The sequence below is a fragment of the Rhodococcus sp. FH8 genome, from assembly GCF_019266085.1.
Lineage (GTDB): Bacteria > Actinomycetota > Actinomycetes > Mycobacteriales > Mycobacteriaceae > Rhodococcus_F > Rhodococcus_F qingshengii.
In genome coordinates this window covers 37,143-47,922 of the sequence record NZ_LPNQ01000063.1, presented here as the reverse complement: position 1 = coordinate 47,922, position 10,780 = coordinate 37,143, and the positions used below count along the sequence as shown (strand labels likewise).

Annotated in this window: 11 protein-coding genes and 1 tRNA gene; 1 reads left to right on the top strand and 11 read right to left on the bottom strand. The window is 63.3% G+C overall.

Annotated elements, in window-relative coordinates; genetic code table 11:
- Positions 1–139: 139 nt before the first annotated feature.
- From ATN38_RS14270 to ATN38_RS14235, 8 genes are all read right to left on the bottom strand, one after another.
- Positions 140–337, bottom strand: coding sequence for a hypothetical protein (locus ATN38_RS14270; protein WP_003946112.1), 198 nt, complete (start codon positions 335–337; stop codon positions 140–142).
- Positions 338–489: 152 nt separating this feature from the next.
- Entirely contained in the window at positions 490–912 is a 423-nt protein-coding gene (locus ATN38_RS14265; protein WP_007732476.1) for a DUF2752 domain-containing protein, read from the bottom strand.
- Positions 913–942: 30 nt separating this feature from the next.
- A complete protein-coding gene (locus ATN38_RS14260) occupies positions 943–1,512 on the bottom strand; it encodes an RDD family protein (protein WP_047270004.1) in 570 nt (189 codons plus the stop codon).
- A 121-nt stretch (positions 1,513–1,633) separates the two neighbouring features.
- Positions 1,634–1,706: transfer RNA gene (locus ATN38_RS14255), tRNA-Thr, on the bottom strand.
- Positions 1,707–1,736: 30 nt separating this feature from the next.
- Entirely contained in the window at positions 1,737–2,966 is a 1,230-nt protein-coding gene (locus tag ATN38_RS14250; RefSeq protein WP_019746652.1) for a DNA polymerase III subunit delta', read from the bottom strand.
- Between the two features lie 33 nt (positions 2,967–2,999).
- A complete protein-coding gene (topA, locus tag ATN38_RS14245) occupies positions 3,000–5,936 on the bottom strand; it encodes a type I DNA topoisomerase (RefSeq protein ID WP_218748151.1) in 2,937 nt (978 codons plus the stop codon).
- A gap of 215 nt (positions 5,937–6,151) precedes the next feature.
- Positions 6,152–6,736 carry a hypothetical protein gene (locus tag ATN38_RS14240; RefSeq protein ID WP_003946106.1) on the bottom strand — a complete coding sequence of 195 codons (585 nt, stop codon included), beginning with the start codon at positions 6,734–6,736 and terminating at the stop codon, positions 6,152–6,154.
- 183 nt (positions 6,737–6,919) lie between these two features.
- Entirely contained in the window at positions 6,920–7,123 is a 204-nt protein-coding gene (locus ATN38_RS14235) for a cold-shock protein (RefSeq protein ID WP_003946117.1), read from the bottom strand.
- Positions 7,124–7,579: 456 nt separating this feature from the next.
- Between ATN38_RS14235 and ATN38_RS14230 the strand changes: the two genes are divergently transcribed.
- Positions 7,580–9,868, top strand: coding sequence for a DEAD/DEAH box helicase (locus ATN38_RS14230; RefSeq protein WP_030535671.1), 2,289 nt, complete (start codon positions 7,580–7,582; stop codon positions 9,866–9,868).
- On the opposite strand, the gene ATN38_RS14225 is transcribed toward ATN38_RS14230, so the two are convergent.
- Genes ATN38_RS14225 through ATN38_RS14215 form a run of 3 tightly spaced genes read right to left on the bottom strand, consistent with a single transcriptional unit; the run spans position 9,861 to position 10,770 of the window.
- The gene (locus ATN38_RS14225) at positions 9,861–10,211 is read right to left on the bottom strand and encodes an Rv3654c family TadE-like protein (protein WP_003946120.1); all 351 of its coding nucleotides are present in this window, start codon (positions 10,209–10,211) and stop codon (positions 9,861–9,863) included. The genes ATN38_RS14230 and ATN38_RS14225 overlap by 8 nt on opposite strands.
- On the bottom strand, positions 10,208–10,567 hold the full coding sequence (locus tag ATN38_RS14220) for a TadE family type IV pilus minor pilin (RefSeq protein ID WP_007732449.1): 360 nt from the start codon (positions 10,565–10,567) through the stop codon (positions 10,208–10,210). The genes ATN38_RS14225 and ATN38_RS14220 overlap by 4 nt, the downstream gene beginning before the upstream one ends.
- Positions 10,567–10,770 carry a DUF4244 domain-containing protein gene (locus tag ATN38_RS14215; protein WP_218748150.1) on the bottom strand — a complete coding sequence of 68 codons (204 nt, stop codon included), beginning with the start codon at positions 10,768–10,770 and terminating at the stop codon, positions 10,567–10,569. Before ATN38_RS14215 ends, ATN38_RS14220 begins: the two co-directional genes overlap by 1 nt.
- Positions 10,771–10,780 lie beyond the last annotated feature (10 nt).

Below are 10,780 nucleotides of genomic sequence, written 5' to 3'. Positions count from 1 at the left end.
GCCAGGCACTTCGTACAACCTCGTGTCACTCACCCTCGCAGGTGGGAGTCGGTGTCCGTGTCGCTCTGACCTGGACAAAGTTACGCGAAGATCAACACAACACCAAATCGCCAGGTCAGAGCACTGCGGTCGGTAAACATCACGGAACCCAGTACCTCTCGGCCAGTTCTTCGACGATCGGATCGCCTTCCTCGGCCTGCTCCAACGCTTCGAGATCGTCGTTGATCGACACCAACCGCGGATCGTCACCCTCAGCTTCCTGAATCGGGTGCCGACCGTCCTCGGCGAGTTGCCTCAGCAACTTTTCCTTGACGCGGGCTTTCAACGAATCAGCCATACCGCCAGCATGTGCCGCGCGGGCCCAGTTGTCGAGGCCTACTCGTCGTCCTTCTTGCCGAAGACACGTCGTGCCGTCGGAATCAGGATGATCAGCGCGCCGAGCAGAACGATGAGCGAAAAAACCTGCAGTGCCATGTCGACCTCTTACCGTCACGCCGGCGCGAGCCAGCTCCCCCACGGGGTGTTTCGAACAACCGTAAATGCAACGAGAACTCCGAGCACCACGATCGTCACAGTCGGCCGAAGCACGATCATGCGATCCCGCGTGCCTTTCCAACGGCGCACTGTCCAACCGATCCACGCGATCACCAACACCGCGATAAACGGCACGATCAAGGCATTGCTGGACACTGCGGCGCCAATATCCAGATTAGTCAGGTCATTGACCGCACGAAGGCCACCACACGCCGGGCACCACAATCCCGTCAACGCGTACATCGGACAAACGCCGTAGCTACCCGCGCTGTGGGGATCACGGAAGTGGAGTACCGCGGCGGCCGTCACGGCCACTGCAGCAACACCGACGGGTGCGGCCAGCGAGCGTCGTCGACTTGTGACCGCTTCCAACTCCATGGCACCCACTGTAAGAGACCCCGGCCGCGACTAGCGGGCGCGAACGACTACCGACCGGACCACCATGTCGTGCCAGCACTGGTGCTTCGAGTCCCAGAGCGGCCAGAGATAGTTGAGGAAGCATGCCCCACCCAGGATCGCCATCATGATCCAACGAAGCAGCGCCATCACCGGGCCGAGCGGTACACCGTCGGACTCCCGAATCACCGAAATTCCCAGCCACTTCTTGCCGAGCGTCTGTCCGGTGTTCCCTTGTCTGAAGACGAGGTTCCATACCTCGATCAAGAAGATCGCCAGTATGCCGACGACCATGACGATCACGCCGACCGGATTGCCGCCTTCAGCGCTCACGCTGCCGTCGTCGTATGTGGTCACTTCGGATCCGGAGAACGCGATCACCGCCCCGATGATCGCGAGGATGACGCCCGGGAGCGGAACGACAAAGCCGTCGAGGATTGACGCGAACACCCGCGAGATCCAGCTTGCGTACGGATAGGCGGGCGTCGGCGGCTGATAACCCTGCGGCGGCATCGGCGGCATCTGCCCGTACGGCGGCTGATTCTGCGATGGTTGGCCTGGTCCCCAGTTCTGATCCGACATCGAGGTCTCCCCTGTTCAGGCACGTGTTCGCCGAACTCAGGATAAACCGCACATACGCAAGAATTGGGAACTAACGACAAGAGCCCCACATCCGGATTTCCGGGTGTGGGGCTCTTGGCTGAGCTGCCTGAGAGAATCGAACTCTCGACCTTTTCATTACGAGTGAAATGCTCTACCGACTGAGCTAAGGCAGCGTGCCTTTCGGCGGTGGCGAGTCTATCTGGTCAACCCCCGGATCGCGAAAACGGGGGTCGGAAAGCGGCTCCGATGGAGGCAACCATCGCATCGAGCGCCCACTGCAACTTGACGTTGAAGTCGACGGCCTCGCGGCATTCGAGCACCGCTTCGATGCACTTGAGCAACCCCTCCGGGGACGTTCGCGCAGCCAACTCGGCGGCCTGCCGAGCCATGTCGGGATGGGTCGCCGTCGACGTCGACCCCAGCGAATAGGAAAGCGCGTCCCGGTACATGCCGGCCAGGTCGATCAGCGTCCGGTCGAGAAGATCGCGGCGGGCCCGGGTGTCGCGCGATTTCTGACGCGCTTCGAGGTCCTTGATCAGACCAGCCGATCCGCGCAGAGTCCCGGCTGTTCCCTTGCCGGTTCCACCACCACCCAAGGAAACCTTGAGTTCCTCGAGTTCCTGTTCCTTGAGTTCGGCATAGAACGCCTTGGTGTCAGCCTCGATCGACTTCACCAAGTTCTCTGCGGCCTTGTACGCCGTCGAAGCCCCGATCGCGTCTGCGGCAAGTCGAAGCGAACGCTGACGCTCGTCGCGCGCGCTCTCGTCGGTGGCGAGACGCCGAGCCCGGCCGACATGTCCGCCGCTGATCGATGCGGCGATTCTCGCCCGTTCCGGATCCAGCCCGTCGCGGTCGATCAGTACCTGGGCGATCGATTCGACGGACGGCGTCACCAACGGCATGTGCCTACACCGCGATCGGAGGGTGACAGACATGTCTTCCGGATCGGTCGTCGGCGCGCAGAGCAGGATGACCGTGCGGTCCGGCGGCTCCTCGACAACCTTCAGGAGGGCGTTGGCTGCGCCTTCGGTCAAACGATCAGCATCCTCGACCACGATCACCTGCCACCGCCCCGTCGTCGGTCGACGCGAAGCGATGTTGACTATCTCGCGCATGCCTTTGACGCTGATGCTCAGGCCGTCGGGGATGATCCGTCGTACGTCACCATGGGTTCCACCCATCGTCGTCGTACACGCATGACACTCACCGCACCCTGGTGCACCGTCGGAGGTGCATTGCAGGGCAGCGGCGAAGCAGAGAGCAGCCACCGAACGACCAGAGCCGGGTGGCCCGGTGAAGAGCCACGCGTGGGTCATCTCCGAGCCGCTGGAATCGCCACGAGCCGACAGTGCAGCATCACGCAGGCTCTGCTCGACGTCGTGCTGACCCACCAGCCGACCGAACACACCTCGTTCGGCCACTTCAGTACTCATGCAAAAACCCTAACCGTCGGCACCGACGAAGCCTTACGAGTCCTTCTTCGCCGGAGCCTTCTTGGCGGCGGCCTTCTTTGCCGGGGCCTTCTTTGCGGCTGTTTTCTTGGCAGCGGCCTTCTTGGCCGGAGCCTTCTTGGCTGCTGCCTTCTTCTTGACCGGGCCGCGCGCACGACGATCAGCCAGCAACTCCGATGCACGAGCATCGGAAATGGATTCGACGTCGTCGTCCTTACGAAGGCTGGCGTTGGTCTCGCCGTCGGTGACGTACGGACCGAAACGGCCGTCCTTGATCACCATCGGCTTCTCGCTGACCGGATCGACGCCCAACTCACGCAGCGGAGGCGTTGCCGACGCCTGACGCCCACGACGCTTCGGCTCGGCGTAGATCTTGAGCGCCTCGTCGAGCGTGACGGTGAACATCTGCTCTTCGTTGGCGAGCGAGCGTGAGTCCGTGCCCTTCTTCAGGTACGGACCGTAACGGCCGTTCTGCGCGGTGATCTCTTCCTTCGATTCGGGGTCGACACCCACGACGCGCGGAAGCGACAGCAGACGCAGCGCATCTTCCAAGGTGATCGTCGCCAAATCCATGGACTTGAGCAGCGATCCGGTCCGCGGCTTGGGGCCTGCGACCTTCTTGGCAGCCTTCTTCGCAGGCGCCTTCTTGGCCGCGGCCTTCTTCACCGCAGTCTTGGTGCTGCCCGAGCTGATTTCTTCCGGCTCGGGAGCGGTGACGGGAACGATGTCCGGTTCCGGCTCGGCCGGCGGTTCGGGCAGGATCTCGGTCACGTAGGGACCGAAGCGGCCTTCCTTCGCGACGATCTCGTGGCCCGTCAGCGGGTCGACGCCCAGCTTGCGGCCCTCTTGAGGCGTCGAGAACAACTTCTCGGCGTACTCGGGAGTGAGCTCGTCCGGTGGCAGGTCATCGGGGAGATTTGCCCGCTGCGAGATCAGATCGCCTTCGGGATCGTCCGGGTTCTGAACCATGCGCTCGAGATACGGGCCGAACCGGCCGACGCGCACGTGAACCTCGCGACCCTCGGCGTCGTCGAACAGTCGGATGGAGTTGACCTCGCGAGCGTCGATCTCCTCCAGGTTGACTCCGACCATCTTCTTCAGCCCGCCCTCGCGGGCGACCGAACCTTCAGCGCCTGTCTCGCCACCGAAGTAGAAGCTGCTCAGCCAGTTGCCACGCTGCTCACGGCCGCCGGCGATCGCGTCGAGATCGTCTTCCATTCCTGCCGTGAAATCGAAGTCGACCAGCCGGCCGAAGTGCACCTCGAGCAGCCCGATGACGGCAAACGCCACCCAGGACGGAACCAGCGCGCTGCCACGCTTGTAGACGTATCCGCGATCGAGAATGGTCTTGATGATCGACGAGTAGGTCGAAGGACGGCCGATGCCGAGTTCTTCGAGCGTCTTGATCAGGCTGGCTTCTGTGTAGCGAGCGGGTGGGTTGGTGCTGTGTCCGTCCGGATCGAGCTTGGTGGCCGTGACTCCCTGACCCTTGACCAGCACCGGAAGCCTGGATTCGGCGTCGTCGGACTGACCGCCGGCCTCTTCGTCGACGCTCTCGACGTAAGCCTTGAGGAAGCCGGCGAACACGATGGTGCGACCCGAAGCGGAGAACGTGCAGTCCTCGCCGGTGCCTGCCGTGCCGGAGATGCGGAGCGTCAGCGTCGTACCGCGGGCGTCGGCCATCTGCGAGGCGACGGTCCGCTGCCAGATGAGTTCGTACAGCTTGAACTCGTCGGAATCGAGCTTGGAGTGCAGCTGACCCGGGGTCTGGAACACGTCGCCGGCGGGGCGGATCGCCTCGTGGGCTTCCTGCGCGTTCTTGACCTTGCGGGTGTACTGACGCGGCGTCGGATGGACGTACTCCGGACCGTACAACTCGGTGGCCTGCGCACGAGCGGCTGCGATCGCCGACTCCGAGAGCGTCGTCGAGTCGGTACGCATGTAGGTGATGTAGCCGTTTTCGTACAGACGCTGCGCGATACGCATGGCGCGCTCGGACGTGAAACGAAGTTTGCGTCCGGCTTCCTGCTGGAGCGTCGACGTCATGAACGGCGGGTAAGGCTTGCGCGTGTACGGCTTGTCCTCGGCGGAGGAAACCGTGAGGTCGACGCCCTGCAACGCTTCCGCGAGACGACGCGCGTACGCCTCGTCGAGCACGGTGACCGCGCTGCCCTTGAGCTTTCCGTCAGCTCCGAAATCGCGACCGGAGGCGACACGCGAACCGTCGACGGAGACCAGGCGAGCACCGAAACTACGCGGGCTGGCCTCTGCACCGGCGTCGAGCGTCGCGGAAATGTCCCAGTACGACGCCGACTTGAACGCCATGCGCTCGCGTTCACGCTGGACGATGACGCGAGTGGCCACCGACTGGACGCGGCCGGCCGAGAGCTTCGGCATGACCTTCTTCCAGAGAACCGGGCTGACCTCGTAACCGTAGAGACGGTCGAGGATGCGGCGGGTTTCCTGAGCATCGACGAGGTCGGTGTCGAGTTCGCGGGTGTCTTCGGCGGCAGCACGGATTGCCGGCTCGGTGATCTCGTGGAAGACCATTCGACGAACCGGAATCTTGGGCTTGAGAGTCTCGAGGAGATGCCAGGCGATTGCCTCGCCCTCGCGGTCGGGGTCAGTTGCGAGGAAGAGCTCGTCGGCGTCCTTCAACAGAGACTTGAGTTCGGCGACCTTGCCCTTCTTTTCCGGGCTCACGACATAGAGCGGCTCGAAGTCGTGATCGACGTTGACGCCGAGACGGGCCCATGACTCGCCCTTGTACTTGGCCGGAACGTCTGCTGCGCCTCGTGGCAGGTCGCGAATGTGACCGACCGATGCCTCTACGACGTAGTCCTTACCGAGGTAGGGAGCGATTTTGCGCGCCTTGGTCGGTGACTCGACGATCACGAGGCGACGAGGGTTACCGGACGCTCCCTGACCGCTGCCGTTGTCCGCTTTAGCCACCTGCTGCCCGAGCCTTCCTTTGGACGTTCACTGCCGTCGGCAGATCTTCAGAACTAGACGTGTGGAGCAAGTTATACCCCGTGTCTCTCTTTACAGAGTGACATACCCGCAAGACATTCGTGCAGATCAGTACAGTATGGGCTCCGTCGGACACGCGGCATGAGCACCGTCGGACACGCGGCATGAGCACCGTCGGACGCGAGGCAAGAGCACTGTCAGACGTGCGGCCAGGCGACCGAAGTGTCGACGTGTTTCGGCGCCTCACCGAGGTATTCGACGAGCTTTGTCAGTCTCTTCTTTCCCGACACACGGAGCCCCGGGCCCGGTGTCCGGTTACCCAGTTGAGTCGGCGCGATACCAACCCGCATCAAGGCCTGAGCCAGCGGTGCGTGCGTCTCCTTGGCATGGGGGTCGAGGCCGAAAACGAATCGCTCGCCGCCTTCTTCGAGCCTGCCGGCCGCGACGGCCCACACCCGGAGTTGGCGGGAGTTCGGTACCCAACCGACCGGCACCGCCTTCACAGCTCCCTTGGTCCACTGCACGGACAGCGGAAGGAGTGCGGGCGTCGACTGCGTGCGGACCAATGGGCTGCCTTCTTCACTACGCGTCACCTCGGCCCCGAGTCCGCACTGCGCGATCAACTCGGCAACGGCCTGCGCTCTCCAGTCCCGATCCACGACGATCGAGATCCGGGCACGGTCCTCCGAGGTCACGACCTGACCCGGTCCGGCCAGCATTCCGGCGAGGTCCGTCACGGCAGGTGGAATCGACTCGGCAGAGAAAAAGGACAGTTGGCTCACAGAGTGAAACGTAAGCCACGAAGGTACTGACGGCATAGACGACCGGCCGTGGTCGAACAGCTGCGTGCATTACCTCGGACAGAGAAAGACTGGCTCAGCCCGAAAAGATTTGTCCCCCACCGCACGGATGCGATGGGGGACAAATACTGTCCGAACTAATCGCTCAGCGAGTGAGCGGAAAAATCAGACCGCGCGAACGCCGGTAGCCTGGGGACCCTTGGTGCCCTGGCCGACCTCGAACTCCACACGCTGGTTCTCCTCGAGGGTACGGAAGCCGTTGCCCTGAATTTCGGAGTAGTGAACGAAGACGTCTGCGGAACCGTCTTCGGGAGCGATGAAGCCGAAGCCCTTTTCAGCGTTGAACCACTTCACAGTGCCCTGTGCCATGCTTTTCCTTCTCTTTCTAACACCGGATTCGGTGAACAGCCCTTACAGTCCACCGGGCCGGTTCCGACCGCTGTACGTCTTTATTTCCCCCTCAGGAAAGGCAGAGCACCGCGCCCGCAACAACGATCCTGCGAGCGTGCACTTTCTCAAGCCTACGAACACAGAAGCTGCGACCGATTGTCAGTCAACCATGTTCTCCGCGTGCACAACAGTCGAAAAGGGAACTAAAAACGTTAAAAGTTCGCTACGAGAAAAACGGCCCACGATCGCGGCTTCCCGCTTGCGCGCCGACCACCCGGTTCCACCAAGACCGCCGGCCGTTGCGTATCATCAAAACTGCAGGTAGCGACAGTTTCCGATTGCCGCCACACCCCAACGCCGAGCCCGGAGAGTCACGTGAACGCACCTTCCCCGATCCCCGCCCCGGGAGGGAAGCCTGGCGACACCTACGGGCAGATGCTGCTCGATCGCGTCGTCGCCGGGGTCAGTGGAAGCGAAAAACCACTGATGTTCACCGCGCAGTTGCCTGCTCGCGTAGCCGAGTTCACCGAATGGCCGGAGTGGGTGCACCCCAGCGTCGTACGCGCGCTCGCCGAGCACAGCGTGCGGTCCCCGTGGATCCACCAGAGTGAGGCCGCCGACCTTGCTCACGAGGGAAAACACGTGGTCGTGGCCACCGGTACGGCGTCGGGTAAGTCACTGGCATACCAACTCCCGGTGCTGACGGCCATGGCGACCGATCCGCTCGCAACTGCCCTGTACCTCTCCCCCACCAAAGCGCTGGGCTCGGATCAACTGCGAGCAGTGCTGTCCCTCACCGACTTCGACGTCGAACTTCGCAGCACGAACGCCAGTGCGTACGACGGCGACACCTCGCAGGAACTCCGCACCTGGGCACGCGAGAACTCACGCTGGCTCTTCACCAACCCCGACATGATCCACATTTCGCTGCTCCGCACCCATCAGCGATGGGCGCACTTCTTCCGCAACCTGAAATACGTGATCATCGACGAATGCCACTCCTACAGGGGAGTCTTCGGATCCAACGTCGCGCTCGTGATCCGGCGACTTCGCAGGATTGCAGCGCGCTACGGCGCCGAACCTACCTTCATCCTGGCCAGCGCGACCACGGCAGATCCCGGCGCAGCGGCCTCGCGGCTCATCGGCGCACACTGCACCGAGGTCACGGAAGACGGATCGCCGCACGGCCCACGCACCGTCGCACTGTGGGAGCCGCCGCTACTCGAGGCATTGACCGGCGAAAACGGTAGCCCGGTACGACGTCCCGCGGGCGCGGAAGCAGCGCGGATCATGGCCGACCTCATGATCGAAGGCGCCCGCACTCTCACCTTCGTCCGCTCCCGCCGCGGTGCCGAACTGACCGCGATGGCCACCAAACGTCTACTCGCCGAGGTGGACCCGGACCTCGCCGAGCGAGTCGCGTCGTATCGCGCCGGATATCTGGCCGAGGACCGACGCGAACTGGAAGCTGCGCTCGCCGACGGCACACTGCTTGGCGCAGCCACCACCAACGCGCTGGAGCTCGGCGTCGACATCGCAGGCCTCGACGCCGTTGTCGTGGCAGGCTTCCCGGGGACCGTTGCCTCGTTCTGGCAGCAGGCCGGTCGCTCCGGGCGACGCGGCGAGGGTTCACTCGTCGTGTTGATCGCCCGCGACGATCCACTCGACACCTACCTCGTTCACCATCCGTCAGCGGTACTCGACAAACCCGTCGAGGCGACGGTGACAGATCCCGGAAATCCGTACGTCCTGGGACCACAACTTCTCTGCGCTGCAATGGAACTCCCACTTTCCGATGCCGAGGTCGACGCTTTCGGGGCTCTCGAGGTTCTGACCAGGCTGTCGGAGGAAGGCAAGATCCGGCGCCGAAAGCACGGATGGTTCGTCACCGCCGATTCGAACCCCCACGGCTCTTTGGACATTCGCGGCGGTATCGGAACTCAGGTGGCCATTGTCGACGGTGAATCCGGCCGGATGCTGGGTACTGTTGACGCGGGCCGCGCTCCCGCCACAGTTCATCCCGGTGCCGTGCACATCCATCAAGGCGAGACCTACGTCGTCGACGAATTGGACCTCGACGTCGGACTCGCATTGGTGCACACCGAGAATCCGGACTGGACCACCTCGGCCCGCGAGACCACCGAAATCACGATCACCGAACAACTCGAGCACAAGAACTACGGCGACATCGCCGTCGCTCTCGTCCAGGTCGAGGTGACACATCAAGTCGTCGGGTACCTACGACGGTTGACTTCGGGTGAAGTCCTCGACTCGATCGAACTCGACATGCCCGCACACACTTTGCCCACCAGGGCAGTGATGTACACGGTCACGCCGGAACTACTCGAATCCATCGGGGTGCCGCCCGAACGGTTCCCCGGATCACTGCATGCCGCCGAACATGCCGCGATCGGCCTGCTGCCGCTGGTGGCAATCTGCGACCGCGGAGACATCGGCGGAGTATCGACGGCCATGCACGCCGACACCGGACTCCCGACTGTCTTCGTCTACGACGGTCATGCCGGCGGCGCCGGGTTCGCCGACCGAGGGCACAGCGAACTGTCCCGATGGCTCACCGCGACGCGCGACGCCATACTGTCCTGCGAGTGCGCTCACGGTTGCCCGTCCTGCGTCTATTCACCCAAGTGCGGCAACGGAAACGACCCACTCGACAAAGACGGCGCGGTCAAGGTTCTGACCGCCGTGATCGACACGATCAGCTGACCGGACCTGCACGAGCGTAAGCCTGCGCATCCCCGATCCCGAAGCCCGACAACAACACCGGTGCGCGTATCTCGACGACTACATCCCACCCCTGGACGTCGCACTCCTCGAGCACCGTGCGCATCCGCTCCGCGATCACCGCGGACATCTCACACGCCGACTCGTCGCCGCCGTCCAAGGCGCCCGCACCGCCGAGAGCCGAAAGATCAGCGGCCGACTGAGCCGTGTGCCGAGCCACCACTGCGGAACCGACATGCAGCATCCCGCCGGTCACCATCACGATCGCCGCCAGAACGCAGCACGCCAGAACCGTGGCAACACCTTCGTCGTCACGTAGGTTCACCCCTCCTCCACTCCCGACTCCACTGCTGCCACCGCCTCGGAAGAAATGTCGACCAACGGCAGCAACGCACTCTCGGCGCTGACAACGGCCACCGCAAAGCCGTCGACGATCTCCACCGAGATCGACGCATCTTCGGGTGCGATCCGGCGGGCCGTGGTGACCGCAGACTCACGATCACCACGTGCCACCAACCGCGCGGCCTCACGAGCGGCGTCGACACACCGAACCTGCATCGACACCGCCAGGACTCCACCGACACACAGCACGACCACCGTGACGATCGAAGCCAGAGCAATCGCGGCCTCCACCGTCACGGCGCCGTCGTCGGCTTGCCGAATACCTCTCGTGGACAACATCACACAGCTGTCTTGAGAGCCTTGTCGATGATGCCTGTCAGCGCCGAGACAATGGAGTCGCCGGTGACAACCGTGTACAGGACGGCACCGAATGCGGCGGCCGCAATTGTGCCGATCGCGTACTCCGCGGTAGACATACCGTCGTCCTCCGTTACCAACAGCGCAAATCTGGCCGACACCATCCTCAACGTCTTCGAAATCATTTCTCCCCCT

What these genes read in the sequence shown, in the direction of transcription:
- ATN38_RS14215 (WP_218748150.1), bottom strand. Translation starts at nt 10,770, where the DNA reads ATGATTTCGAAGACGTTGAGGATGGTGTCGGCCAGATTTGCGCTGTTG.
- ATN38_RS14260 (WP_047270004.1), bottom strand. Translation starts at nt 1,512, where the DNA reads ATGTCGGATCAGAACTGGGGACCAGGCCAACCATCGCAGAATCAGCCG.
- ATN38_RS14270 (WP_003946112.1), bottom strand. Translation starts at nt 337, where the DNA reads ATGGCTGATTCGTTGAAAGCCCGCGTCAAGGAAAAGTTGCTGAGGCAA.
- ATN38_RS14250 (WP_019746652.1), bottom strand. Translation starts at nt 2,966, where the DNA reads ATGAGTACTGAAGTGGCCGAACGAGGTGTGTTCGGTCGGCTGGTGGGT.
- ATN38_RS14265 (WP_007732476.1), bottom strand. Translation starts at nt 912, where the DNA reads ATGGAGTTGGAAGCGGTCACAAGTCGACGACGCTCGCTGGCCGCACCC.
- ATN38_RS14235 (WP_003946117.1), bottom strand. Translation starts at nt 7,123, where the DNA reads ATGGCACAGGGCACTGTGAAGTGGTTCAACGCTGAAAAGGGCTTCGGC.
- ATN38_RS14220 (WP_007732449.1), bottom strand. Translation starts at nt 10,567, where the DNA reads ATGTTGTCCACGAGAGGTATTCGGCAAGCCGACGACGGCGCCGTGACG.
- ATN38_RS14230 (WP_030535671.1), top strand. Translation starts at nt 7,580, where the DNA reads ATGCTGCTCGATCGCGTCGTCGCCGGGGTCAGTGGAAGCGAAAAACCA.